The organism is Chryseobacterium aurantiacum (assembly GCF_003020585.1).
In the GTDB taxonomy this organism is placed as follows: Bacteria; Bacteroidota; Bacteroidia; order Flavobacteriales; family Weeksellaceae; genus Chryseobacterium; species Chryseobacterium aurantiacum.
In genome coordinates this window covers 923100-949524 of record NZ_PXUE01000001.1, presented here as the reverse complement: position 1 = coordinate 949524, position 26425 = coordinate 923100, and the positions used below count along the sequence as shown (strand labels likewise).

Annotated in this window: 29 protein-coding genes and 1 riboswitch; of the genes, 11 read left to right on the top strand and 18 right to left on the bottom strand. The window is 35.3% G+C overall.

Features of this window, described 5'->3' with window-relative positions:
• Positions 1 to 36: 36 nt before the first annotated feature.
• Positions 37 to 738 (top strand): DUF2147 domain-containing protein, encoded by a 702-nt coding sequence (locus C7D53_RS04310; RefSeq protein ID WP_106915133.1) that lies wholly within the window; start codon positions 37 to 39, stop codon positions 736 to 738.
• 83 nt (positions 739 to 821) lie between these two features.
• Here C7D53_RS04310 and C7D53_RS04305 read toward each other — a convergent pair whose 3' ends face one another.
• Entirely contained in the window at positions 822 to 1934 is a 1113-nt protein-coding gene (locus C7D53_RS04305; RefSeq protein ID WP_106915132.1) for a 5-(carboxyamino)imidazole ribonucleotide synthase, read from the bottom strand.
• 25 nt (positions 1935 to 1959) lie between these two features.
• Positions 1960 to 2511, bottom strand: a complete 552-nt coding sequence (locus C7D53_RS04300; protein ID WP_106915568.1) for a DUF1543 domain-containing protein — start codon at positions 2509 to 2511, stop codon at positions 1960 to 1962.
• Positions 2512 to 2608: 97 nt separating this feature from the next.
• Between C7D53_RS04300 and C7D53_RS04295 the strand changes: the two genes are divergently transcribed.
• Together C7D53_RS04295 and C7D53_RS04290 are read left to right on the top strand one after the other, a co-directional pair.
• The gene (locus C7D53_RS04295) at positions 2609 to 3439 is read left to right on the top strand and encodes a sulfite exporter TauE/SafE family protein (protein WP_106915131.1); all 831 of its coding nucleotides are present in this window, start codon (positions 2609 to 2611) and stop codon (positions 3437 to 3439) included.
• Positions 3439 to 3822 (top strand): DUF1634 domain-containing protein, encoded by a 384-nt coding sequence (locus C7D53_RS04290; RefSeq protein ID WP_076352345.1) that lies wholly within the window; start codon positions 3439 to 3441, stop codon positions 3820 to 3822. The genes C7D53_RS04295 and C7D53_RS04290 overlap by 1 nt, the downstream gene beginning before the upstream one ends.
• 1 nt (position 3823) lies before the next feature.
• On the opposite strand, the gene gloA2 is transcribed toward C7D53_RS04290, so the two are convergent.
• Both gloA2 and C7D53_RS04280 read right to left on the bottom strand, forming a co-directional pair.
• Complete coding sequence (gene gloA2, locus C7D53_RS04285) at positions 3824 to 4201, bottom strand: SMU1112c/YaeR family gloxylase I-like metalloprotein (protein ID WP_106915130.1); 378 nt, start codon at positions 4199 to 4201, stop codon at positions 3824 to 3826.
• A gap of 26 nt (positions 4202 to 4227) precedes the next feature.
• Complete coding sequence (locus C7D53_RS04280) at positions 4228 to 4668, bottom strand: nuclear transport factor 2 family protein (protein ID WP_106915129.1); 441 nt, start codon at positions 4666 to 4668, stop codon at positions 4228 to 4230.
• Between the two features lie 151 nt (positions 4669 to 4819).
• Between C7D53_RS04280 and C7D53_RS04275 the strand changes: the two genes are divergently transcribed.
• A complete protein-coding gene (locus C7D53_RS04275) occupies positions 4820 to 5860 on the top strand; it encodes an endonuclease/exonuclease/phosphatase family protein (RefSeq protein WP_228422172.1) in 1041 nt (346 codons plus the stop codon).
• Positions 5861 to 5908: 48 nt separating this feature from the next.
• On the opposite strand, the gene C7D53_RS04270 is transcribed toward C7D53_RS04275, so the two are convergent.
• The 9 genes from C7D53_RS04270 to C7D53_RS04230 form a co-directional block, all read right to left on the bottom strand.
• Positions 5909 to 6967, bottom strand: coding sequence for a diphosphomevalonate/mevalonate 3,5-bisphosphate decarboxylase family protein (locus C7D53_RS04270; RefSeq protein ID WP_106915127.1), 1059 nt, complete (start codon positions 6965 to 6967; stop codon positions 5909 to 5911).
• Positions 6968 to 7032: 65 nt separating this feature from the next.
• Positions 7033 to 8802 carry an AMP-dependent synthetase/ligase gene (locus C7D53_RS04265; RefSeq protein ID WP_106915126.1) on the bottom strand — a complete coding sequence of 590 codons (1770 nt, stop codon included), beginning with the start codon at positions 8800 to 8802 and terminating at the stop codon, positions 7033 to 7035.
• Positions 8799 to 9812 (bottom strand): NAD-dependent epimerase/dehydratase family protein, encoded by a 1014-nt coding sequence (locus C7D53_RS04260; protein WP_106915125.1) that lies wholly within the window; start codon positions 9810 to 9812, stop codon positions 8799 to 8801. Before C7D53_RS04260 ends, C7D53_RS04265 begins: the two co-directional genes overlap by 4 nt.
• A 276-nt stretch (positions 9813 to 10088) precedes the next feature.
• The gene (locus C7D53_RS04255; protein ID WP_106915124.1) at positions 10089 to 11093 is read right to left on the bottom strand and encodes an MvdD family ATP-grasp ribosomal peptide maturase; all 1005 of its coding nucleotides are present in this window, start codon (positions 11091 to 11093) and stop codon (positions 10089 to 10091) included.
• Positions 11086 to 12042: an MvdC/MvdD family ATP grasp protein gene (locus tag C7D53_RS04250; protein WP_106915123.1), complete on the bottom strand. Its 957-nt coding sequence runs from the start codon at positions 12040 to 12042 to the stop codon at positions 11086 to 11088. The genes C7D53_RS04255 and C7D53_RS04250 overlap by 8 nt, the downstream gene beginning before the upstream one ends.
• Positions 12043 to 12129: 87 nt before the next feature.
• Positions 12130 to 12351 carry a microviridin/marinostatin family tricyclic proteinase inhibitor gene (locus C7D53_RS04245; protein ID WP_106915122.1) on the bottom strand — a complete coding sequence of 74 codons (222 nt, stop codon included), beginning with the start codon at positions 12349 to 12351 and terminating at the stop codon, positions 12130 to 12132.
• Between the two features lie 114 nt (positions 12352 to 12465).
• Entirely contained in the window at positions 12466 to 13245 is a 780-nt protein-coding gene (locus C7D53_RS04240) for an alpha/beta fold hydrolase (protein WP_106915121.1), read from the bottom strand.
• A 156-nt stretch (positions 13246 to 13401) separates the two neighbouring features.
• Entirely contained in the window at positions 13402 to 14121 is a 720-nt protein-coding gene (locus C7D53_RS04235; protein WP_076352357.1) for a pyridoxine 5'-phosphate synthase, read from the bottom strand.
• Positions 14122 to 14263: 142 nt separating this feature from the next.
• Entirely contained in the window at positions 14264 to 15526 is a 1263-nt protein-coding gene (locus tag C7D53_RS04230) for a mechanosensitive ion channel family protein (protein WP_106915120.1), read from the bottom strand.
• Between the two features lie 117 nt (positions 15527 to 15643).
• Here C7D53_RS04230 and C7D53_RS04225 point away from each other — a divergent pair, with 117 nt between their 5' ends.
• Both C7D53_RS04225 and C7D53_RS04220 read left to right on the top strand, forming a co-directional pair.
• Entirely contained in the window at positions 15644 to 16135 is a 492-nt protein-coding gene (locus C7D53_RS04225) for a DUF456 domain-containing protein (RefSeq protein ID WP_106915119.1), read from the top strand.
• Positions 16136 to 16151: 16 nt separating this feature from the next.
• Entirely contained in the window at positions 16152 to 16649 is a 498-nt protein-coding gene (locus C7D53_RS04220) for a hypothetical protein (RefSeq protein WP_106915567.1), read from the top strand.
• On the opposite strand, the gene C7D53_RS04215 is transcribed toward C7D53_RS04220, so the two are convergent.
• From C7D53_RS04215 to C7D53_RS04200, 4 genes are all read right to left on the bottom strand, one after another.
• Positions 16636 to 17277 (bottom strand): uracil-DNA glycosylase, encoded by a 642-nt coding sequence (locus tag C7D53_RS04215; RefSeq protein WP_106915118.1) that lies wholly within the window; start codon positions 17275 to 17277, stop codon positions 16636 to 16638. The two genes, C7D53_RS04220 and C7D53_RS04215, sit on opposite strands and share 14 nt — an antisense overlap.
• Before the next feature lie 37 nt (positions 17278 to 17314).
• Positions 17315 to 18316, bottom strand: coding sequence for an acyltransferase family protein (locus C7D53_RS04210; RefSeq protein ID WP_106915117.1), 1002 nt, complete (start codon positions 18314 to 18316; stop codon positions 17315 to 17317).
• Between the two features lie 71 nt (positions 18317 to 18387).
• Positions 18388 to 19395, bottom strand: a complete 1008-nt coding sequence (locus tag C7D53_RS04205; RefSeq protein ID WP_106915116.1) for an acyltransferase family protein — start codon at positions 19393 to 19395, stop codon at positions 18388 to 18390.
• Between the two features lie 72 nt (positions 19396 to 19467).
• Positions 19468 to 19977 carry a GNAT family N-acetyltransferase gene (locus tag C7D53_RS04200; RefSeq protein ID WP_106915115.1) on the bottom strand — a complete coding sequence of 170 codons (510 nt, stop codon included), beginning with the start codon at positions 19975 to 19977 and terminating at the stop codon, positions 19468 to 19470.
• A gap of 306 nt (positions 19978 to 20283) precedes the next feature.
• On the opposite strand from C7D53_RS04200, the gene C7D53_RS04195 reads away from it, so the two are divergent.
• The 5 genes from C7D53_RS04195 to C7D53_RS04175 all read left to right on the top strand — a co-directional run bounded on the left by C7D53_RS04195 (position 20284) and on the right by C7D53_RS04175 (position 25729).
• The gene (locus C7D53_RS04195) at positions 20284 to 22431 is read left to right on the top strand and encodes an endonuclease MutS2 (protein WP_106915114.1); all 2148 of its coding nucleotides are present in this window, start codon (positions 20284 to 20286) and stop codon (positions 22429 to 22431) included.
• A 138-nt stretch (positions 22432 to 22569) separates the two neighbouring features.
• On the top strand, positions 22570 to 23220 hold the full coding sequence (locus C7D53_RS04190; protein WP_106915113.1) for a hypothetical protein: 651 nt from the start codon (positions 22570 to 22572) through the stop codon (positions 23218 to 23220).
• Positions 23221 to 23252: 32 nt separating this feature from the next.
• Positions 23253 to 24140, top strand: a complete 888-nt coding sequence (locus C7D53_RS04185; protein WP_162926076.1) for a hypothetical protein — start codon at positions 23253 to 23255, stop codon at positions 24138 to 24140.
• Positions 24141 to 24218: 78 nt separating this feature from the next.
• A complete protein-coding gene (locus tag C7D53_RS04180) occupies positions 24219 to 25016 on the top strand; it encodes a hypothetical protein (protein ID WP_228422170.1) in 798 nt (265 codons plus the stop codon).
• Between the two features lie 33 nt (positions 25017 to 25049).
• Positions 25050 to 25230: riboswitch (cobalamin riboswitch) on the top strand.
• 115 nt (positions 25231 to 25345) lie between these two features.
• Complete coding sequence (locus tag C7D53_RS04175; RefSeq protein ID WP_076352366.1) at positions 25346 to 25729, top strand: acyl-CoA thioesterase; 384 nt, start codon at positions 25346 to 25348, stop codon at positions 25727 to 25729.
• Positions 25730 to 25831: 102 nt separating this feature from the next.
• On the opposite strand, the gene C7D53_RS04170 is transcribed toward C7D53_RS04175, so the two are convergent.
• Positions 25832 to 26422, bottom strand: a complete 591-nt coding sequence (locus tag C7D53_RS04170; protein ID WP_106915110.1) for an HD domain-containing protein — start codon at positions 26420 to 26422, stop codon at positions 25832 to 25834.
• Between the last annotated feature and the right edge of the window lie 3 nt (positions 26423 to 26425).

Here is a 26425-nt window from a genome sequence, read left to right as displayed (position 1 = left end):
CATTTTTATTCCAATTAAAATTCATATCAAACAACATTGAAAAAAATAAAGATATTTCTTCTCACAGCTACTCTGAGCGCACCATTATCCTTTGCCCAATTTGCAAAGATTGTGGACAAGGACGGCTATGTGAATGTAAGGGAAAACGGAGATGCAAAAAGTAAGATTACAGGAAAGATCAATTCGGATGAGATTGTCTATACTTTTGAATCTGATCAGCCCAACACTGACTGGCTCAACGTAGACTATAATGAAAAAACAAACGGATATATTCACAGTTCAAGACTGAAATTTATAGAATCTTATGAAAAGGTAGCGCCAGTGGTACGTGATGAAAACAAGGCTGTTTTTAAATCCGGAAATATTAAGGTAGATATCCTCTCTGAAAAGTTCAATTATAAGGAAAATAAAAAGTTCTTTTCTTCTTCAGATTATAGTGGTCAAAAAATTGAAGATCAATATAAAGGTCAGCCAATATGGGGAACTGATGGAACAATTCCTCAAACCCACTACCAATCAATCATAGTACAAATTGGGGATAGGAAGATTAAAATTCCCGGCAAAGAAATTGAAAACCTCTTTAATGTCAGTAATGAATATACCAACTGTTATTTTGATCGTAAAAATGACACCTTGTATATCACCATGCTCAACTCTGACGGTGCCGGTGGCTATGTAGCCCTTTTTAAAATTGTAAAAGGAGAATATAAGGGAAGAGTTGTAAAGATGCCTTTTTAAGTAGTAGCAGACTTAAAAAGTATAAGAATAAAAGCGGCCTATTTCAATGTTTGAAATAGGCCGCGTCTTATATTTTGAGTTAATTATTCTGCAATAACCCTCACCATTCCTTTCACCATGACAAGCTTTTCCATAAGCTCTTCTCTGGAATCTGCCAACACATTAATGTGCCCCATTTTTCTTCCCGGTTTGGTTTCTGTTTTTCCGTATAAATGAATATAAGTCTCCGGTAATTGAAGAACCTCATCCATCCCTTCATACACTACTTTTCCTTCATATCCCTCTGCGCCTACCAAGTTCAGCATTCCACTGTAGGTAATGGCGTCCGTATCTGCCAAAGGAAGATTCTTTACCACACGGTACATCTGCTCAAACTGAGAGTTTGTATTTCCTTCCTGGCTCTGGTGCCCAGAATTGTGAAGTCTTGGAGCTGTTTCGTTTACCCAGACTTTTCCTTCTTTATCAAGGAACAATTCGATGGCAAAAAGTCCAGGAGAGTTTATGGTACTTAAAAACTTCTCTGTAATAGAGTCAATCTGCTGTTGAACATCCTCCGTAAGAAGAACCGGGCAAACATTGAAATCTAACAAATTAAGTTTGGGATCTGCAACCATTTCAGTTACCGGAAAAGTATTGGTTTCTCCTCTTTCATTTCTGGCAACAATTACGGAAAGTTCCTTGTCAATATCTACCAGACTTTCAATCACAGAAGCCTCTTTCCATAGGTTTTGATAGTCATCTTCCGTTTTGATCACCTGTACTCCTTTTCCGTCATAACCTCCCGTATTCATTTTTTGAACGAAAGGTAATGGCATGATAATCTTTTCATCACTATTCCACACCACCTGAAATTCCGGACTTGGAATATCATGATTTTTATAAAATTCTTTCTGAAGAATCTTCTGCTGAATGGTTTTAATGGTATTGGCATTAGGAACCACACGAATTCCCTGTTTTTCGAGTTCAGCCAACGCATCAGCATTTACGTGTTCTATTTCAATGGTAACAACGTCTTTATCTTTTCCAAAGTTCAAAACCGTTTCATAATCATTGAAATTTCCCTGCGTAAAGTAAGAAATGTTATGGCATGGTGCATCAGAAGCCGGATCCAGTGTATAAAACTCATCATCATACTTCAATGCACTTTGTATCAACATTCTTCCCAGCTGTCCGCCACCCAGAATTCCTATTTTCATTTTTTATTTTTATTAGATTTATTTCTTATTGAATTTTATCAATTTTTAAGTATCCAAGTCCCATTGGGTTCTCCTGATTTTCAGCATCGGATTTCTGAAGAACAATAGAATACTTTTCTTTCATTTTTTCCGGAAGAATATCACTTACATTGAAAATATCATCAATATCTACCCCATGTTTGTCATCAATATGGCTTACCGCTCCCTCAAATCCCATAGTCTGATAAAATTCGGTAGCTCTTGCTCTTTTCACGATCTCTCCCATTGTTTGACCAACCATCAAGTGCTGCTCATGGAATTCTTCGAAAAACCCTCTTTTGTACCCTCCCAGATTAAGAAAGTACAATTGTTCCTCCGATGTTTTCTCGCCCTTTTCTACAATCTTTACCTCATATCCATCTGCAAATTTCACTTCCTGATAACAATCAAGGTGAATCTTTCCTTCTGCTTCTTTCCAGAAGTCTTTCATATCAGGAACCAGATCCTTAAGGTTCTCTGCAATGCCGAAAAACACATCATGCTGCTCTATATTTCTTCCTTTAGGGGTTGCCCCAAGAATAATATAAAATAATTTCATTTCACTTTTCATGCATACAAAAATACGTTAAATTTATCTTTTTCAAATGTTTGGCAGACTACTACAATAATTTTATATTTGTAGCATTAATTGTAGTATGTCAGAAATCATTATACTCTTCCTTGGCGCTATTTCCGCAGGTCTTTTAGGGTCACTTACGGGTTTAGGAGGTGGAGTTATTATCATTCCTCTATTAACGCTGGGTTTTGGTGTTCCAATGCATTATGCCATCGGCGCTTCCCTTATCTCTGTAATCGGTACTTCTTCGGGAGCAGCTGTAGCTTTCGTAAAAGAAGGTTTTACCAATATGAGGATCGGAATGTTCCTCGAGATAGCTACTACCGCAGGAGCTATTGTGGGAGCCTTAGTTTCAGGAATGCTTAACCCTAATACCATCGGAATTATTTTTGCAAGTATTCTTCTTCTCACGGTTATTTTAAACCTTAAAGGAAAGCCTGATCATCAGGAACCTTTAATAAAAGGAAGTCTGGAGGAAAAACTGAAGCTTTACGGAACTTTTCCTGATAAAGGAGTTTTAAAAAGCTACTCTGCAAGAAATACGGTTCCCGGATTTTTGATGATGATGTTTGCAGGAGCCATGTCCGGACTTTTAGGTATCGGTTCCGGAGCATTGAAGGTATTGGCCATGGATAATATGATGAAACTGCCATTTAAAGTTTCTACAACAACCAGTAACTTTATGATTGGGGTAACTGCAGTAGCCAGTGCATTGATCTACTTTCAAAGAGGCGAGATTATCCCGGTAATTGCTGCACCTGTAGTAATAGGTGTTGTAATAGGAAGTTTCATTGGTTCGAAAACGCTAATGGTTTCCAAGACAAAAAAGCTAAAAGTATTTTTTGCTATTGTCATCACCATTCTGTCAATTTACATGATGTATAACGGTATCAACAAAAGCTTCAGATAATGAAAAAGAATTTTACAGATGTAGATCTGAACCGTTCCGTAGGAAATCTTCTGAGATTGGGGGTTATTCTTTCTGTAGCCACTTCATTTATTGGCTTTATCAAGTTATTTACTGAAGGTTTTGAAATGCCTAAAAAATACACCAACCTTGTTGTAGGCAATTCTTCTGAAAAAGTATGGGGCCAGTTTTGGGACTCTTTATCCAAGGGAGAAGGAATGGGCATTATCCAACTGGGAATCCTTTTATTGATTTTCACTCCTTTGATGAGGATTATCTTTGCTTTAATAGGGTATTTAAAAGAAAAAGACTACGTATATGTAGTCATTTCCTCAATTGTTTTAGCGATTATGGCGGTAAGCTTTTTTGCAGGATACGCACACTAATTTACATTTCATAAAACTCCAATGGTAACTGATCAGGATCCTGGGTAAAGAAAAATTCTTTTCCGGTGAATTCGTCTATTCGGACTTCTTCGCAGTTTAAACCTTTTTCTATCAGTTCATTTCTTTTTTCCGTAACATTTTCAACGGAGAAAGCAAGGTGTCTTAAACCACATGCTTCTGGGCGTGACGGACGTTGTGGAGGATTAGGAAAAGAAAACAGTTCAATCACATAATGATCTCCGATAGCCAGATCAAGCTTGTAGGATTGTCTTTCTTCACGATATACTTCACGAATGATATTCAGGTCTAGAATTTCTGTATAAAATTTCTTTGAAACAGCATAATCTGAACAGATAATGGCAATATGATGAATCTTCATTGTATTTTTTAATAATCAGATTTTTATTATTTTATTTCTTTGCAATTGTCCTTTCTTCTGGTATCAATAATGTACTGAATTTTCCACTCCTCATTCTGTTTTACCAATTGAAAACTGTTGGCCCCACAATGTGAGAACTTTCCTTTCAGATAAAAAGAATAAGATGTAAAAACGCTTGCCAGACCTCCATCCGTATGAATGGCTTCTATTATAATTCTTTCTTCCAGATCATCTTTTGAAAACTTAGAAACAGAAGCTACAAAATCCTGTATGCTATCACTTTTTACAGTACCATCTTTTGTAATGGTTTGAAGAACCGCATTATCTGCAAAAGCTGATTTTATCAATTCCGTATCAGCATTTTTCATACCAAGGAACAAGTTACGGATCGGTTTTTCAATATCTTTATTCTGCTGACCGAAAGCTGAAATACTGATCAGCAGCAACAGTGCTATAATTTTATTCATAGAATAGATTTAGATAAATAAAAATAGATAAAATAAAATTTAAATTGATTAACAAATTTTAAAAATCATTTTTCTTAAATTGTGATCAAAATTATTTCATAGCTTTTATATGTGGATTATTTATCTGACTTTGGCCATACTCCTTCTGGTCATGACAATACTGCCAAAAATTCAGCATTCTCACTGGATATTCAGGGTTCCGGAATTTGCTAAAATACAGGTTACTTATCTTATCCTTTTCACCTTCCTATTAGGCTTTTTTACCAACTCTAAAGAATATGTATGGTATTACCAGAGTCTTCTGCTGGTCTTGTTTGTTTATCATAGCCATACTCTTATCAAATATACCCGTTTCTATCCTGTAAAGAAGCACAGACAGCATCACAAATCTTCCGATAAACTACATTTTATTTCAGCTAATGTTTATCAGTTCAATAAAGAATATGAGAAGTTCATTGGGCTTGTTAAAAAGCATAATCCTGATTTTTTCATGACTATGGAAAGCAATAGTGCCTGGGAAAAAGCAATGAGGATTTTAGAAAAAGAATACGGTTACCAGCATAAGGTGACCCTTGAAAATACTTACGGCATGCATTTCTATTCCAGAATTGAAATCAAAGAAGCAAAGACTCATTATTTCGTAGCTGATGATATTCCAAGTATTGAGGTACATATGAAAACAGCTGATGGTTTTTCTTTCGTTTTCTTTGGAGTTCACCCGCCGCCGCCAAGTCCTACGGAAGAAGAAACATCCAAGGAAAGAGATGGCGACCTTCTAAGCACAGCCAAATGTGTAAAAGACATCAAAAAACCTGTTATTGTAGTAGGAGATTTTAATAATGTTGCATGGTCAAGATCATCTGTGCTTTTCCGAAAAACCAGTCATCTGATAGATCCGAGAATGGGGCATTCTTTTGTTTCTACCTTTCATGCGAAATACCGTCTTTTAAGGTTTCCTATCGATCTGATGTTTCACAGTGAAGATATTTTTATTAAACAGCTGAAGACATTGGAGAATTTCGGTTCAGATCACCTCCCGGTATATTGTGAGTTTTTCATAGATCACCATAATGATGAACAGGAAGAGCTTATAGAAACAGCGACTTCTGAAGAGAAAGCAGAGGCCGAAATCATGATAGAAGAAGGAAAAAAAGAAGATGGGGAACGGGAAACTGTTGTTACTGAGGATTAAAAAAAGTGGGCTAAGTAAGGCCCACTTCTATTGAATATTTATTTTTATTTAAAATCTCATCATATCCTTCACTACTCCATTCTTTTGAGTGTGCTGTAATAATTCTGCTTCGATAAATGCTTTGATCTTCTCTTCAGAACCATTACTTGGGAAGAGAAGGTGAACATTAGCTCCTGCATCCAAGGTAAAGAATAATGGCAGTCCTGTTTCTCTTCTAAAATCCCAGATTTTATTGATGACTTCCAATGTTCCTGTCTTCATCAGAATAAAGGCCGGATCACTCATCATCATCATCGCATGAAGAGTGAGCGCTTCATGTTCCACCAATTTGATAAATTGCTCCATGTTCCCCGACTTCAGAATATCCTTCATGGGAACAAAATTTTCTCTTGCTTCCTGAAATCTTCTTTCTGCATATGGATTGGTATTCATCAAGCCATGTCCTACGGTTGAAGAAACGCTTTTTTGTCCTTCATGAATCAATAGAACCCAGTCATTAAAAATCTTGAATACCTCATGAATTTCCGTGTCAGGATATGGTACCGCAAAAAGATCTGAACTTCCGTTAACCTCATCAGTTTCTCCCCAAACCACAAGTCCATTATATAAGCTTCTACAAGCACTTCCACTTCCCAGCCTTGCTAAAAATGAAGCTTTTCTCAGAGACTCTTCATCAGAGTTTTTCCCTGTAAATGTTTCATCCAAAGCCATCAGACATTTGGCAATCGCTCCGAATCCTGATGCAGAACTGGCAATTCCTGAACTGTGCGGGAATGTATTTTCTGTTCTGATGATGTATTTTCCTTTCAATATCCACGGAAGATATTGCTCGATATTTTTGAAATATTTTTCTATTTTTTCAGCAAACTTCACTTCTTCATTTCCCGCCAGAAAAGTCTGAACAGAAAAAGATTCATCTGCTAAAAATTCCATTGTAGTATTGGTTTTACAATGGTTTAAAGTATAACTGATACTTGGGTTTGCAGGAATCTGGTTCTCATATTTTCCCCAATATTTAATGAGGGCAATATTGGACGGGCAGCTTTCTGAAACCGTCTGTGTATGAATGGTGAAATTTTCTTTTCCTATAAATTCTTGTGTTGTCATAGTCTAATTTAAGTGATAATACAGATAAAAACTGGAGATTAAATAGAGATTTTCTTCATCTCTTTTTAATACATTTTCTCTATAATATCTGCATATTTTTTAAGAACCACATTTCTTTTCACTTTCAATGTAGGAGTAATTTCTCCCGTATTGATATCAAATTCTGCCGGCATTAAGGTAAATTTCTTTACCTTCTCATAGTCGGCAAGATGGCTTTGTAATTCCTTAACTTTTTCTTTATAAAGGCTTACTATCTTATCATTTTTCACAGCATCCTCCCAATTGGTGAAAGGAATATTGTTCTTTTTGATATAGTCCTGTAGAAATTCAAAGTTAGGAACGATTAGCGCTGAAACAAACTGTCTTCCTTCAGCCACCAGCATGATCTGTTGGATAAAATTATTATTGGTCAGAAGATTTTCGATTTGTTGCGGAGCGATATATTTTCCATTGGAAGTCTTCATCAGATCTTTAATTCTGTCTGTAATGATCAGGTTACCTTTCTCATCAAACTTACCTGCATCTCCGGTTTTAAACCATCCGTCTTCTGTAAACACTTTTTGGGTTTCTTCAGGTCTGTTGTAGTACCCTTTCATGATTCCGTTTCCTTTTGCCTGGATCTCGTCACTTTCACCAATACGAATTTCTACACCCGGTAATGGTTTTCCGCTGGTAGCATGTTCAAAGTGCGTCAAAGGGAAAAGAGTTAAAGTAGCCGTTGTTTCAGTTAATCCATACCCCACAGTCACGTGGATGCCTACTGATTCAAAGAATCGGGTTACTTCAGGGGATAAAGAAGCTCCTCCACATGGTAAAAACCATAGCCTGCCTCCCATTTTATCTTTAATCTTACTAAAGACCAGCATATCTGCAACAGATTCCTTTAATTTTAATCCAAAAGGAATTGATCTTTCATTTCTTCTTAATTCTGCAGTTTCCCATCCTGTTTTTAAGGCCCAATCAAAGATTTTTTTCTTTAATGATGAACCTTCTTCTGCCTTTTCAAGAACTCCGGCATATACTTTCTGGAAAAATCTTGGTACCGCACACATGGTGGTAGGTTTTACTTCCTCCAATGCTTTTGCTATATTTTTCGGATCTTCAAGGAAATATACCCTCGCCCCTCCGTATAAGCAAAGTAAGCTCCAGCTTCTTTCAAAGACGTGGCTTAGTGGTAAAAAGGCCAATGAAAGCTCTTCTTCAAAGTTTTTAAATTTAAAAAATTCAAAGTGAGAGTCGAATGCCTTAATAAAATTCCCATGAGTAAGCATCACTCCTTTTGGGGTTCCCGTTGTTCCGGAAGTATAGATTAGCGTTGCCGTGTCGTCATTTTCTTTTTTACAGATCTCTAACTCTGAAGATGCTTTTGCAATAAAATCCTCAAGATAGAAGCTATTGAATTCTTTCTTGATCCACACTGCTTTTTTGGAAACAATAATGGTTTCAAGATTATTCTCTTCTTTATGTAAAATATCCAGACAGGCATCATACTGCATCTGGTTTCCTACCAGAATGGCTTTAGCTCCTGAATCATTGATGATATATTCCGCCTGCTCAGCATTATTGGTAGAATAAATAGGCACAGTAACCGCTCCAATGGCCATTGCAGCCAAATCAACAATCATCCATTCTGAGGAATTATCTGAATAAATAGCGACTTTATCATTTTCCTGAACACCTGCCTCTTTCAATGCATTAGCCATTTTAAAGATAATTTCACCGAATCTTTTCCAGCTTAGCTCTTTCCAGGCTTCATCTTTCTTTTTAAAGCCTATTGCCGCTTTTATAGGATGCTTTTCTACATTTTTAAGGATAATTGCCTCTGCAAGATTCATTTCTTCAGCTTTTTGTCGTTAATATAATTGTTCAGGTGAAAGTCTATACTTTCTTTTACAGGAATAAACTCATAGTTCAGTTTTTCCCTTACTTTGTGGTTGGAAATGGTGTTGAATGATGATATAGCCTCAATATTTGATTCTGTAGCCATTCTCAGTTTTGGAATCAGCCATCCCAATAATGTGTTGGCATATTTTCCGATATTCAGTTGGGATCTTGTAAGGATTCTTGCCTCTTTAAGACCTAATCGGGTTCTGATCTGTTTTGCCAGATCTGCATATTTATTATTTTCAGCAACAATGATAAATCGTTCTCCAAAAATGTTATTTTCCATCAATTGAATCGCTGTTTTTGCAACATCTCTTACATCTACATAAGCAGAACCGCCGGCAAAGGTAAAACTATTGTCTTCAAATGTTGAGAAGAGCTCCCCACTACTTTGGTTCCAGTTTCCGCTTCCTACGATCATTCCCGGATTGATGATAACAACATTCAGTCCTTCTGCAGATGCTCTCCATGCTTCCATTTCGGATAAATGCTTGGATATGGCATAGGCAGAATGCTCCAGCTTGGGATTAAACTCAGAATCTTCATCCAATTCTCCCTTTTCATTAAAGTTATCCAGCACAGCAACAGAACTTACGTGCAGAAATTTTTTAACTTCGGAACCTTCACAGGCAAACAACAGATTTTCTGTACCTTTAATATTGGTATGGTACATTTCTTTTTCATCTTTGGGATGAAAACTTACCTTTGCGGCACAGTGATAGACTTCATTCACCCCTTTCAGAGCATCTTTTAAAGAGTCAATATCATCAAAATCGACATTTACCCATTCAATTTTATTGAAAAAATCATCGGGATTCTCTGTATAAAAGCTGTATGAATGCCTTACTTCGTTTAAATTGCTGCCTGGTCTCTTGGAAGCACGTACATTTTCACCTCTTTTTAGAAGTTCCAGCACGATTATTCTTCCCAGAATTCCGGTTGCACCCGTTACAAAAACCATTAATTATTTTACTTGATTGCTGACTAAAATATGACAATATTTTCTATCCGACAATTCTTCAGGTTCCTGCAAAAGTTCCTTTGAAAAACTGCTTTTGCAAATTTGCGATTTTTAAAGCAAAATTCAACTTTATTTAACCAATATTATCACTCTGAAAACAAGAAATATGAAGCTTAAAATGGTTTAAACTTCAAGGATGATAAAAAAATGAAGTCCCGAAAGCATTCAATGATAAACTTCCGGGACTTCTTATGATTTAAAAAAATACTTTATTATTTAAGCCAAAACTACATTATTCCTTCTTGGCGCCTTATCACAAAGAACATCTGCAATACTTCGGGAGATCAGATTTCCCTCCGTAAGATTATCCAGCCAGAAAAACTCTCCTGCGGCATTGATTTCAATAAAGTAATATTGATCATCAGGGGAAACAATAATATCTATTGCACCATAATCTACATTATAAATATCCAAAAGCTCCAGCAGTTTTTCTTCAATATCCTTCGGAAGTTCTGTTCTTGTCCATTTATCTAGTAAATTGACGCCATCCTTCCTCCAATCAACCTTTGCATCTTCAAATTGCTGTGAATCCACCTCAAAAGCGTAGACATCTCTTCCTACAATGGTAACCCTAAGTTCTTTTTTCTTTTCGATCATCTCCTGAAACTGCATCGGACAATATAAAAGGGAATCCAGTTCTTCAAGCTTATCTTCTTTTACTACATTGGTAAAAACCACATTCTCTACTCCATCTTCGTAAATGGCAAAACCAGTCTGCATCTTAGCAACAACATTCTGATGTTTAAGAATAAACTTCCTGGCCTCTTCCGGGTTGTTTGTAAGACAGGTTTCCGGAACCAAGAGACCTATTTTATGAGCTAATTTCAACTGCTCCTCCTTGCTATCCAATCTCCTGTAAACACTCGGTTTACCTAGTGAATAAGCATCAATAGACTCTAGAAACCCAAATAACGTATTACGAATCTCTCCCATTGCTGCCCCGAAAAATTTAGGCTCCATTTCTTCTTTGAGGCCTTTTCCAATATTGTAGGCTCTTCGGTACCATACTGCTGAAATATCATCCAGACGATACTTTGCAGATGGTGTTTCAAGAATACTCACCCATTCTCCATCCTGAAAAATGGTAGACAATTTATTTTCTAAAGGATACAAATCAACATCAAAACGAATGACTTCACAGTGGTTATCTGCAATATATTCTGTTACTTTTTCAATTGAAAAATTATCTGCGGTATGTGTTATAATTAAAATTTTATTCATGGAAATTAATTCTTTTGATAAGGTTGTCGGCAATTCTTTCTGCTATGGGAAAACCCAGTTCCTTTTGCAGCATTCCCCATTCTCCCTGCGGATTGACTTCAAGAAAATAATATTCTCCGTCCTTTCCTTTAATCACATCAATGGCACCCATATAAAGCCCCATTTCTTTCATCATGGAGGTCAAATTTATTTTGATATTTTCAGGCAGCTCATAAGCTGACCAAAAGTAGTTTTCATCACTTACTCTCCAGTCTGCATTGGTACTGTTATTAATCTTACCTGTGAAAAATTCTCCATCTACATACATGATTCTCAATTCATATTCTTTATCAATGTAAGGTTGGAAAATCATTGGGCAATAGGCAATATCAGAAAGATGTTCCAGGGTTTCTTCCTCAATAATCATAGTAGAAATTAAGTTTTCACCACTCATGGTTTTTGATTGTACTCCGTGGAGCTTTGCAATTGCTTTTCCTGAGCAATACTGATGAAAGAATGTCGTTATTTTCTCTTCATTATTAGAAAAAACAGTTTTGGGAATGGTAAGGTGATTTCTTTCAGCAATTTTCAGCTGAAGCATTTTGTTTCCATCAATTTTCTTTTCCTTTTCAAAAGGGTTAATCCACGGAATATTTTCAAGAGTAGTGATCAGATTATAGCGGAGGCTTCCATATTCATTCTGAAAGATCTTTTCATAGTTCTGATCCAGTTCTTCAGGAACACTTATCCGCCATGCTTTTCTATGCCACACTCCTTTAATGTCATCAGAATGAATGGTTTTTCCCAATTCATCAGTAATTTCAAATGAATTTTCATTGATACTGATTTTCTGAAGATGGTTAAGCTTATCAGAATTCAGTCTGAAATAAGGAATATTTTTAGAAGAAAGGTATTGAAAGAAAAGATCAATAGTATAAAAATCCTGCGAGTGGGTGATACAGAGAATCATTTGCCAGTTTTACTAAAAAGGGAAACTTAAAGTTTAAGTTTCCCTATTATTACAATTTTGTTAATATGTTACTGTAAAATAATCATTTTATAGTAAGATTGCATCATCATCACCATCAGAAGGATATTTCATAGTATGCTGCAAATCAGCTTGAGGAGATGTTACATTGTCTATTGTAGGCTTTGTAATAGTATCCCTTTCAGGAATTGTTATAATACCTGTTCCTCCTTTTACTGTTTCAGGATCCTTAAGTTGTTTTTCAAGAAATGATGCGAAAAACGGTTTCTTTTTTGAGTTTTTGTTTTCCATAAGTAAATATGTTTGTTTTTTTGATAATCTAAAATACACAAATTTCAACTTATGGAGAAATATTTTTACGTTTTAAGAAAATTTTAACATATTAACAAAAATAACAGTATATAATTAATCCAATTCCAGAAATTGCTTAACCACATTAGCAAAATCAATAGGATTTTCAGCTTGTACCCAATGTCCTGCATTTTTCACTGTGACAATTTTAGCTTTTGGAAACTGTTGTTTTATCCCATATTCATCCTGCGGAAGAATATAATTGGATTTTTCACCGGCAATAAATAAGGCTTCTCCGTCAAAGATTCCAAATTTCACAGCATTGGAAACAAATTCATTATACTTTTCAGATAACGTTTTAAAGTTAAATCTCCAGTTTAGTTTTTTATTATCATCCCAATATAAGTTTTTTGTTAAAAACTGTATTGTGGATTTTTCAGGAATATATTGATTTAAAACAGCTTCCACATCATTTCTGGAACCCACCGTATTAAAGTCGACACTCTCTAACGCCTTTATTATACCTTGATGGTGTGGCGGATAAGCTTTTGGAGAAATATCCACTACAATGAGCTTTTCAACTCTTTCGGGGTATTTTATGGCAAACTGCATGACGGCCTTTCCGCCTAAAGAATGTCCCAGAACATGAGCCTTTTGAATACCGTAATGATCCATATAACGGGCAATATCATCCGCCAGATCATCATGAGACATATCCTCTGAATGAAAGCTTCTTCCATGATTCCTAAGATCAATTAAATGTACCGGAAGATATTCTCCAAGGTCTTTTCCAAAACTTCCCCAGTTATCAAGCATTCCGAACAATCCGTGGAATACCAAAAGTGGTGTAGCAGTTGAAGCTTCACCAAATATTTTTGAGTTTAAGATTTCCATATTTTTTAGAAATTAGAGGTGAGAAATTAGGAGTTAGATGATCTAAAGATTGTAAAAATTTCAATATTCATTTCCAATCTGATACTATTAGGGTGGAAAAAAGCATTACTTTTCTCCAAACCTTTTATCATTATTTTCTAACTTCTCTATTATTGATTACCACTTTGCCAATCTCTTCAAATAAGATTGAACCGTATTTTCAAGTCCCATATAAAGAGCCTCAGAAACTAAAGCATGCCCAATGGATACTTCCAATAGGTTGGGGATATTATCTGCAAAGTATTTTAAATTCTCTAAGCTTAGGTCATGTCCTGCATTGATTCCTAACCCAAATTCGGTAGCAGCAACCGCTGTATCATAATAAGGTTTTATAGCTTGTTCTTTATTGGTCAAATAATCTTTTGCGTAAGCTTCGGTATACAGTTCAATTCTATCTGCTCCTGTCTTCGCTGCATACTCTACAAGCTCAGGCATCGGATCAAGAAAAATTGAAGTACGGATTCCTGCTTTTTTAAATTCAGCGATGATTTCGGTAAGATAATCCAAGTGTTTTTTCGTATCCCAACCTGCATTTGAAGTGATAGCATCATCTGCATCAGGAACCAGTGTTACCTGCTCAGGCTTTACATCAAGCACCATATCAATAAAAGACTGGTGTGGATTTCCCTCAATGTTGAACTCAGTCGTAACCAATGGCTTCAGATCATAGACATCTTTTCTTGTAATATGCCTTTCGTCAGGTCTTGGATGAATGGTAATTCCCTGTCCTCCGAATTCCTGGATCTTTATAGCTGCTTCTGTAACACTTGGTGTTTCTCCCCCTCTTGCATTTCTTAAGGTCGCAATTTTATTAATGTTTACGCTTAGTTTTGTCATTTTTTTATTTAAGATATTAGACGTCAGATTTTGGATGCAGACTTACCCTATAGTATAGTAAGATTAACTTCTAATACTGACTCTTTTATTATTTTTTAAGTAAGATTTAAGACTTAGCTAGTCTATAATCTCTAATTTTTTTTTACACTTTTACACTTACCTGCATTACCTGAAGCTCAAATTCCTTTGAAGCTACCAGCAAATGATCAAAAATATCGGCCTGAATTTGCTCAAAATGTTCCCACTTTGAATCATTGGCAAAACAGTATATTTCAAGAGGAAGCCCTTGTGGAGTAATCTCTAGCTGACGAACCATTCTGGCGCCGCTTTTTTCAATATCAGGATCATTTTCTATATATTTCTGTGCATAATATCTGAAAACACCGATATTGGTAAGCTGCCTACCGTTGATATCCTTATCATTGTGGCTCACATTCTCTTTTTCTTTTTTAATCTCCTGCCTTTTTTCTTCCAGGTAATCTGCAATTAAGTTTATTTCCTTTAATCGTTCAATATCTTCATCAGTAAGGAATTTAAAGGAGTTAATATTGAAATAAATAGATTTTTTGATTCTTCTTGTATTGGATTCTGACATCACCTGAAGATTTTTGATCTCCGTGGTCAATAAATCGTAGGTAGGAATTGTAGAAACAGTTTTATCAAAATTGGTAATTTTTGTAGTCAAAAGGTTAATTTCCGTAATATTTCCTTCAATACTGTATTTGGGGATACTGATCCAGTCACCTACTTTCATATTCTTGGATGTAGCAACGTGAAGCCCGGTAACAAATCCTAAAATAGTATCTCTGAAAACCAAAACCAAAACGGCTGTTATTGCTCCTAAACTTCCTAAAATCGTTCCGCCTTTAATCCCAAAGATCAAACAGATTCCTATTACGGAAAGGACAAAGATTCCAAAGATTTTTACCGTTTCCGAGATGGCATTAAGCGTCATAATTTTGTAATAATCCTGCTTAATCACAAAGTAATTTCTAAAAGCGGTTAATGCTCTAAATAGCAACCCTGCAATCACAAAAATAGTAGCCACACCCACAATGATCTCCAGTAATGCAAAGCTTTTCGGATGTCTGTAGAAGACAGAAAGCAATGCATATCCCGCAAAGTTCAGTGCTCCCAAGTGAACTACAGAATTGGTTATTCTTGAATCATAGATTGACTTTAAAATTGGAAATTTCTCTTTATCAAAAAAGAATTTGAAAATAGTATTGACAATGAATTTAAAAACAAAATCCAAGATATAGATCATCCCTGCCAGAAAGATAAATTTCAGCATAATCTGAATAGGAAGTGCCAGATCAGGATATACGTGATCTCTCACAAAATAATGGATCTGATCGCTTATATTCTGTAAAAAATCTCGGGTATCTTGTATTTCATTTTTCATTACAGCAAATTTATAAAATTAAGAATGATGAATTTACTATTCATTATCAATTTTCATCCCAAATTTTAAACCTTTTATCAATTTACTTTTTTCATATCTTCGTTTATATTTAAAAAAATGGATACAACTATCATTAATATTCTCTGCCTTGTTTTATTATTTGTAGGAATATTGGGAACTTTTCTCCCGGTTCTTCCCGGCTTATTACTAAGTATCTGCGGATTGTTGATCTATAAATTCGGGACGGATGCTGATCTTCCGATGATCTATATTTGGGCATTTGGTATTCTTACCTTAGCTTCTGTAGTGCTGAACTATGTAATTCCTGCAAAAACGAACAGGAAATATGGAGGCACGCGCTGGGGAAGCATCGGATCTGTAATCGGAACTATTGTTGGAATATTTATTCCGATACCTTTAGGTTTCCTGATCGGAATGTTTGCAGGCGTATTTATTGGGGAACTTCTTCATGACAGCAAGGATATGAACAAGGCTTTGCAATCTACCAAAGGAGCATTAATCGGGTTTATTTATGGAACCGGATTCAGCTTTGTAGTGGGTGTGGCAATGTTTTTGGTAGTACTTCTGAATATGTTTGATATTATTTAACAAAAAAAGAGAAATCATGTTTCATAAAGTTATCATACTTAGTCTGGGAATATTCGCATTAACAGGATGTGATGCCCAAAAGAAAGCCAAGGCAACTCCAAAAACTTCTGAAATGACTACCAATACAACTCCTGATCAAAAGAACGGTATTGTTTATTTGAATGAGGGTGAAAACAAATTCCTGAAAGAATTTCAAATGAATGTTACTTTCAAGGGAATCTCTGAGGACAGCCGCTGTCCTGAAGGGGTAAACTGTATCTGGGCCGGTGTGGCTCTTGCTCAGGTTGAAGTTATGGGAACCTCTACCCGACCTATGGTTTTAAATCTTGCCAGTATGGATTACCCAAATAGGAACTATCGCCAGTCAGCCGATTTTAACGGATATACGATTACACTGCAGGAGGTAAACCCTTATCCTAAGGCAGATGGAGGAACAACGGCATTAAACGGAAAATATAAGATCGGGATTTCCATCAAAAAAACAGGGAAAACTTCCGATTCTACCACGCAATAGGCTTTTTCCCTTTGGAAACAAGATATTCATTAATTTTTGAGAATGGCTTGCTTCCAAAAAAACCTCTATAAACAGAGAATGGTGACGGATGCGCCGATTTCAGAATAAAATGCTTAGCCGGATCTATAAGTTCGGCTTTTTTTTGTGCAAAGGCTCCCCATAATACAAAGACCACATTTTCTTTTTTATCGGAAATTTCCTTGATAATAAAATTGGTAAATTGCTCCCATCCAAGGTCTTTATGAGAATTGGGGGTGTGTGCACGAACTGTAAGTGTTGCGTTCAACAGAAGAACGCCCTGCTTTCCCCAGTCATCCAGTTCCTTTGAAGTTCTTACAACTCCAAGATCTTCTTTCAGCTCAATGAAAATATTTTTAAGGGATGGTGGTGCCGTAACCTGTTCAGAAACAGAGAAACATAAACCGTTGGCCTGATAATCATTATGATAGGGATCCTGACCAATGATAACTACCTCAACATCTTCAAAGGAAGTTAGCTCTAGCGCTCTGAAAATTTGATTCTTCGGGGGAAAAACCTTTGTAGTTGCATATTCAGTTTTTACTTTCTCCCAAAGGGTTGTGAAGTATTCGGTGCTTTTTATGGGGGCTAAAATTTCTGTCCAGGTCATGCTGCAAAAATAATTAATATTAAAATAAAAGCATAGTTTAAACCTTAAATATCTTTACTTTTCTTTCGATCAGAATATAGGAAAAATAGGATAATACAATTGACAAAGCGATTAATATAAAACTATTCAACAGCTGTGAGGATACCAAAACAAATTTCTGTATCAACACTATATAATGAATAATATAGAGTGAGTAGGAAATATTTCCAAGAAAATAAACGGCATTACTTCCCAAAAATCTTTTAACAATACTATTTTCCCCATCATACAGCTGTTTAATCATTATTGCTGACAATAACGGGATAAAGAACAGGCCTTTTTCTGTATACAGCAATAGCACAGATAAAATCAATGCAATATAAATAACCAGATTTTTTCGCAATGTAATGCCTGGTAAAAAAGCAATCCCTATTCCCAGAAAATAAGAGGATATGGTTCTAACTAATGAATTCAGGCCAAAAGTAACGTCAAGATAAGCCGGAGATTTAATCATTTGCATTCGCATTTCCGAGCCTAAGTACAGGTTATCCGGAAAATATGGAAAGATCAGTCTTAAAACAAGGCCTAACACAATTAATATTTCACTGCGTATCTTGTAACGAACGATAAAGAAAAGCAGAAACGGAAATATAATATAGCAGATCCACTCGGTACTTAACGACCAATAGACGGTCCCCAATGAATAATTAGGATTAAAAAAACACTGTAGTAAAGCAGCATTAATTAAAAATTTCGTCTTTGAAGTGTCTATTAAAAATACAGCAATAAAAATAACAGATAAAAAATAGATGGGATAAATTCTGTTTACCCTTTTCTTATAAAACCTCTGTATTACACTGAAGTTTAAACTTTTAAATTTACCAGCATAAGAAATAGCCAATAAAAATGCACTTAATACAAAAAAGATATCTACGGCAACATAACCTTTCTTTACAACAGTTTGAATCAGATCAATTTTAAAATCACTAAAATGAAAAAAAGTCACCCACAATGCTACAATCCCTCTTAATCCGGTTAATGATTTTATTTCATTTTTCATAATAAATGGGTAATACCTGCCGACTTGGTTATAATGGTAAAAACTAATAATTTCAATAATAATACTAAAAATTACACCTTAAATATCTTCACTTTTCTTTCAATCAAAATATAGGAAAAATAAGATAACACCAATGAAAGTAATATTAATAAAAGGTTATTGACAAAAATAGTCTCCACAATGGTAAAATACTGCTTTCTTATGATATAATGTATAATGTACAGCGAGTAGGAAATATTCCCCAAAAGATATACTGCCTTAGTTTCTAAAAATGACTTGACAAGATTTTGTCCACTTTCAAAATAAAGATGTCTTATGATAAGGGCAGACAATAGCGGAATTAAGAACAGACCTTTTTCTACAAAGAGCAACCCTATGAAAAGGATTACTAAAACATAAATAAAGTAGTTGTTTCTTTTCATGGTAATCCCTTTAAAAGAAACAATCCCAATTCCTAAAAGGTAGGAAGAAACAGTTCTTATTAAAGAGTTTAATCCATCAGGAATATCAAGATATTTTGAAGACATCCCCCCATAGGTTGAAATGTCACCGCCAATATATAGGTGATCTGGAAGATACGGAAGTATGAACCTCAAAAGGAGACTTGCAACAATCAATATTTCGCTGCGAATTTTATAACGCATGATGAAATAAAGCATGAAAGGAAATATAAGATAACAGATCCACTCTGTACTTAACGACCAGTAAACGGACATGAGTAAATACTCGGGATCAAAAAGACATTGCACCAATGCTGCATTGATCAAAAACTTGGTGGTAGAAATATCGATTAAAAACAATGCTATAAATACAACTGACACAAAATACACAGGATAAATCCTATTGACTCTTTTTTTGTAAAAAATTTGTACTCCTTTAAAATCCAGATTTTTAAACTTCTCAGAATAAGAAATAGTCAATAAGAAAGCACTTAAGACAAAAAAGATATCTACTGCCACATATCCTTTTCCAATGATATTATCAATAAAATTATTTTTATAAATGTAAAAATGAAAAAAAGTCACCCACAATGCTACAATTCCTCTCAATCCGGTCAAGGATTTTATTTCATTTTTCATATATAATCTATAATATTGATCTGTCTGGCGATAAAGATAAAAAAAAACCTGATGGATTCAAGGAAGAATCCCTCAGAATGGATTTTTTAAACTAAAAACAACATTATCAGGATTATTTTCATCTGTTTCGTTTTCTTCCAAAACAAAATTATGCTTTAAGAGCAGCAATTGCGAATTAATATTAAGCCTATCCGTAAAAGCAAGTACATTCTGTAAGTTCAATTCATTAAATCCAAATTCCAAAACAGCTTTTAATGCTTCTGTCATGATTCCTTGATGATGATAATCTGGCAATAATTCATACCCTACCTCTGCCGTTTTTCTATCCTCCGAAAATTTCCACAGACAAATTGTTCCGATAAGATTGGGATAGCCTTTATAGGAAATCCCCCAGAAAATAATCTCTTTCTCCTGAGTTTTTCTTTTAATATGTAAAATAAACTCCAGAGCATCATAATTGGTTTTTGGAGAATTTCTTTTTACGTATTGATTAATTACATGATTACTTCGGATCTTGAGAATATCTTCTATATGATTTTCATTGATGCCGCTTAAAATCAATCTTTCTGTTTCCAGTTTCATTTCATCTTCTTTATTAAGGTTTTAATAAATTTTTCCTGTCTGTAATATAGATGCTATTCTTAACATTCTTTCTTATTTCTTTAGAAAAAAAGATCAGTATCCTATTTTTCCGGATGGTCATTCATTACCGAAATTACCATCTTCTTCTGAGCATTCAGTTGGCGGGGTTTTCCTGTTCCGTTTTTTTGATCTGAGACTGAATATCAATCAACAGAAAAAACAGCAGAAGAAGGAGTGGTTTCATGGATGAATTTTGTAAATCACTCAAATATACAGAATAATCAAAATTCTCACTAACTTTGCATTGTGTATATAGATAAAGAAGATTTAGACGAATTAGAGTTTCCGCAATTGCTCGCGGAAATTTCCCCATTTGCGTATTCTCCGAAAACAAGAGAAAAAATTCTTCAACTTCGTCCCATGGAAATTGACGAGGCGGAACTTTCATTGAAAAAAACATCAGAATATCTGTCCAGTTTTGAAAGTTCAAATGCGATTCCGTTTGATGAATATGAAGATATTGAAAGTGAGCTGAAATTGATGCTGATTGAGAATTACCGCCTGGAAAACAGTGCTTTCATCAAAATAAAATCCATCACGGAACAGATCGGAAGATTACAAAAGTTCTTCCCTACCATGCCGGAAACATTTCCTACTTTATTGGAAGAAATTTCTGTATTGGAATTCAGAAAAGAGATTATTGATAAGGTAGATAAGGTTTTTAACCGTTTTGGTGAGGTAAAAAGTGAAGCTTCTCCAACCTTAAAAGGTTTGAGAACCGAGATCCAGCATGCTAAGAAAGCTATTCAGGAAAACTTCAACCGCGCTCTTACCACCTATGGACAGAGTGATTTTTTGGATGATATACGAGAAACGATTATAGATGACCAAAGGGTTTTAGCAGTAAAGTCAGGATTTAAGAAAAGAGTTGCAGGAAGAACCCTGGGGATTTCAAAAACAGGTTCCATAACTTATATCCAACCAGACAGTGTAGTAAAGCATTACTTTAAACTTCGTGAAAACGAGGAGGAAGAGAAAAAAGAGATCGATAAGGTTCTCAGAAATCTTACAGCAGAACTGGCAGAATTTCAACCTCAGCTTTGGAGGTATCAGATTTATATCTTTGATCTTGATCTTACAAGAGCCAAGGCTAAATTTGGAGAACAGGTTAATGGAATTCTTCCGAAAATCAATCGTCATAAAACGTTGAAACTGAAAGATGCATTCCATCCGCTATTATGGTTAAGAAATAAGGTTGAGAACAAAACGATCCACCCACAGACCCTGGCCTTAACGGAACACAACAGGATTATCTGTATTTCCGGACCTAATGCCGGAGGAAAATCCATCACGTTAAAAACAGTTGGGTTATTGCAGTTGATGATTCAGAGTGGTATTTTGGTTCCTGTACATCCGAAGTCCGAAATGTTTTTCTTTGAAAAGATAATGACCGATATTGGTGATAATCAATCTATTGAAAATCATTTATCAACGTACTCTTCGAGGTTAAAGAAAATGTCCGGAATCATCCGCGAGGCTGATGCCAATACTCTTTTACTGATTGATGAGTTTGGAACGGGATCCGATCCTGAACTGGGAGGTGCCTTAGCTGAAAGTTTCATGGAGTTTTTCTATGATAAAAAGAGTTTCGCGATTATTACAACGCATTACACCAACATTAAATTGGTTATCGAACAACTTCCAAATGCTCAGAATGCAGCTATGCTTTTCAATGAGGAGACCCTAGAGCCAATGTACAAACTGGAAGTGGGCCAGGCAGGAAGTTCATTTACCTTTGAAGTGGCGGAAAAGAATAAAATCCCGAGGTTTATCATTCATTCAGCAAAGAAAAAGGTAGAGCATGATATTGTTAATCTTGATAAAACCATCGTAAAGCTACAGCAGGAAAAATATGAAGTTGAAAAACTGAAAACAGATCTTGCCGAAAGAAAAGAATCTGTAGAAGATAAGCGTGATAATCTCCAAAAACTGAATGATCAGCTTCAGCAGAAACTTTTCAATTTCCAGAAGCTTTATGAAGAAGAACACCGTAAACTACAGTTTGGAAATAAGATTGAAGCTTTTATCGACAGTTACGTAAAAGGAAAATCACGAAAGGATGTGGTAAAGGATTTCGTGAAAATTTTAGAACAGGAAAAGTTCAGGAAAATTGGAGCTGATAAAGATGAAACCAAGCGACTTCAGGTAGTGAAGAGAAAAATTACTCAACAGCTTAAAAAAGAAGAAGTCATTGAGAAAATCACTGAAACCAACGAAAAGTTGGAAGAAAAACGCAAAACTGATCGTGCAGTTTGGATGAAAATTGGCCAACGTGTCCGTATCACAGGAAGTACCAGTGTTGGAACCATTGAAAAAATTTCCAGAAACAAAGTGATCGTTAATTACGGAACCTTCAAGACAACCATTGATTCTGAAGAATTAGAGAGAATTTAATCTGTTTGAAAATGAATCAATTTGAAAATCTGAAAATGAATTGAATACAATAATGGAAGAGAGCGTCTGAGGATGCTCTCTTTTTCTTTTATAAATTATCGTGATAATTTTCCTATTTTTAGCAAAAAACAATAATTTATGAAACCATTAAAAGTATTATCAGACCTTATTCCTATACCCAGTTATACTGTAATCATCCTTTGCTTTTTCTTTCCTTTTTTCCTTATAAAATGTGGTGATACCACTTTAATGTCTATCAAAGGAACAGACCTTGTAACCGGAGTTTCCAAACAAACAATGAATGAACGGATGAAAGAAAGTTTAAAACAGAATTCGCCTTTTGGTTCAGCTTTCGAAAGTGATGTAAATCAAAAATCATCTGACTCAGATAGTGAATATTCTCCGATGGGTAAAAAAGATAACGAAAATATTGCCTCCAACCCATTTATTATTATTGCATTTTTGGTTGCCGTTGCAGGAATTATTGTACAGCTAATGAAAAGTATCAGAAAAAAACATGTGTATCATATTGCTATTTCTTTGGTAGGGCTAATATCTTTACTCACTTTCTATTTAACATTCCAATCTAAGATGGAAGGGCTAGGAAATAATAAAATAGGAATGGGATTAGGAGCCGGAGTTACCATTAGCTATGGTTTTGGAACTGCTTTTTATGTATGTGGAGCTTTATTTCTTCTCATCATTTTATTTTTCGGAGTCTTTTCTTATTATCTTAAAAATGATCCAGAAGCTATTTATGACTCATCTAATCAGAGGTCAGAATCTTAATACAAGATTTGTAGATGAAAAAATATTCTAATATGTACAAGATATATCGATCAGTATTTTTAACTGGGATTTTCAGTATTTCATCTTTTATGAATGCCCAGCAAGAAATACAAAATCCGACACAAAAATTCAGTACACTAAAAACTGATGATATTTCAAAGGAAACCCTAATTATACCGACTTATGAGACGCTGGTTTCCAATGCCAAACAAAAGCAGCCTGTCAATGGAATATTTTACAAAGTAGCCCATGACCAATACACCAATAAACATATTGTAGAGTTGAAAGATAACGCTGACACCCCTATTCCATTTATCTCTTATGAATTCAAGGAGGGAGTAATCTATTCTATTATGACAGGCAAAAGAGATATCCAGAAGTATACAAGAACAACTGAAAATTCAGCCTATATCCAGCAATTTTCTTACTCCTATCAAACCCAAATTGACTTCTACAAAAACGGTACAATCCATACCATAAGGCATTTTGCAAACGGAGTAAAATCTTCTGGCTATCCCGTAGGAATATGGTATGCCTATTCTGAAGATGGTACATTACAACAGAAAATAGATCACGACCCGCATTTCAGAATGAGTTTTTACGATCTGCTGGCTATAGGAGATTCACATGGTTTTCCTAATATAGGTATCAGCAGAGCGTTTAATGATATTCATTCCTATTGGTATATTTTCGTATATCCCCATCCAGAAGACAGGGAGAAAAAAGAGATAACGATATTGGTAAATGATAAAACAGGAGAAATAATATACAGTATCGTTGATGAACAGAAAAAGTATTTGAAAACTAAAGCTTATGACAAACTAAACCTTAGCAAAGAATCTCTGGAATGGTTACTGGAGAATGATAAGTACCAAATTCCTGATAATGAATTTTATAAATTATTTAGGGGGTATTGGTAATTTCAGTAAATACCTTTTTATTTTATCAATCCAAAAAACATTTAATTTATATATTTGGGGAATTAAAAATCTGTTATAATGATTTCAGTAAACAAAGCATTCTACTTATCCGCTTTCAGTATTTTTTCTTTAGCTTTCGTTAAAGGTCAGAATAAAGTTCCCTTTGGTGTTGTAAAAGCAGAGGAAGGATATGCCAATGTACGTGTACATAAGGATAATTATCGAAAAATTGTAGACAAGATCCGTATGCGTAAGGGCGATGTATTTGTTTATGTAAAGCCTGCTCCGGGAGAAACAGAATGGATCTGGATCAAATATCCTGAAAAACAGGATGACGACAAGCCTTTCGTACGCTATGAAACTCTTGATAAAGAAGGAATGGTCAACAAGGAACGTATTGCTTATATTGATCAGCTTCCAGCCTACACTCCATCAAAATCTAAAAACGGAAAATCATTAATTTTCACAGATAATTCTGATCCCAAAGTTCTTACTTCTCAAAGAAGCAAAGTGGTCATCGATATTTATCCGTCCAACGCCGGCTACCGTAAAAAGGAAAAAGATGCGGAAGGAAAGCTTCTTACCATTGATAAGGTAAAGCCTTGGGGAATAGGAAACGATCTTCCTGAAGGAATGACGGAAATTAAGTCTATCAGAGTACAACAACCCGGAAGAGGTTCCGTTTTTGTAAGGGAAGCCATCAAAAATATGTTCCAGCCCACCATGGATTTCAACAACATAGGGGTTACTTCTCTGGACAATGACAATATTTTCCTTTATATGATCAATGGTTCAGGAGAAAACAGATATACCACTCTTTGGACGATCAAGAAAGGAAGAGTGATCAGCCAGATTATTTATCATAATCCGGAATAAATTCATTATTTTTGCACCGAAAAAGTTTAACGCTTATTCATCACAGAAACTGGTTCTGCCTAACCGCAGATTAAAAGGGAACCGTGTGAAAATCACGGACTGTCGCGCAACTGTAAGTAACTGAAATCTTTATCAAAAGATCCACTGTGCGAGGCATGGGAAGGAGATAAAAGATGTTACAAGTCAGGAGACCTGCCTTTTCTTAAACAAGAAACTTTCGCGATTTGAAGTTTTATTGATCTGATGGATTGTTTCAGGAATTTCTTGGATTCCTGTCATTACTCTGTTGTTTTGATATTATTTCATTTCGCCTTAATTAATAATGAAATATGACTACAGAAGAAAGAATTGAAGCAGCCGAAACCAGAATCTTTAAAGCGGTTTTCCCCAACACAACCAATCATTACGATACTCTTTTCGGAGGTACTGCCATGCAGCTGATGGATGAAGTAGCCTTTATTACTGCTACCCGATTTGCAAGAAAGAGAGTGGTAACGGTAAGCAGCGACAAGATCGATTTTAAAAAACCTATTCCTGCCGGAACTATTGTTGAACTTATCGGAAGAGTTTCACACGTAGGAAAAACAAGTATGAAAGTAAGTGTGGAGATCTTTACAGAACAAATGTACTCCTACGAAAGAGAAAAAGCAATTGTGGGTGATTTTACCTTTGTAGCAATTGACGAATTCAAAAAACCAATTCAAATACTATAATAATTTTCGGGCGGCCTCTGGCCGCCCGAAAATTATCCAAAACAGCAATAAAACCAATCCAATCCTTTCAGAGAAATATGACCGGATATAGAGCTGTTTTTATTATTTTACTACTTTTTCAGTTTCCAGACTTCTGTTTAACAAAAGTTCAAATGCCTCACCCATCTCGTCCGATGCTCTGGTAATAGCATTTTCAAGCATATTTCTAATTTGCTTTTCTGTAACTCCGGCTTCTGTCCAGCTTTTTCCTGAAGTGTAAGAGTTCAGTATAAAAGGCATGATTCTATCGATTGCACAAGCAAAAATAGCATCAGGAGTATTTTCCTCTTCAAATTCCAGCCATAAATTAAAGAACTCTGTGCGTAAAGGCTCATCCAGAATTCCAAAGATCTTTTGAGCAGAAATTTTTTCCCTTTCAAATTTCCCAACCATTGCCTTCTCATCAAACAAGAAAGTATCCCCTGCTTCAATCTCTACAAGATCGTGAATAGAAAGCATTCTTATTACCCTCAATAAATCAACATCTGTACGGTTTTTAGCATATGGATAAAGGATTTGTGCCAGAATAATGATTTGCCACGAATGTTCTGCCGTATTCTCTCTTCGGGAGTCATCTGCATTATAGTTTCTTCTTTGAACATTTTTCAGGGCATCCACTGCCAGGATAAAATCGATCTCTTTCTGTATCTTCATCTT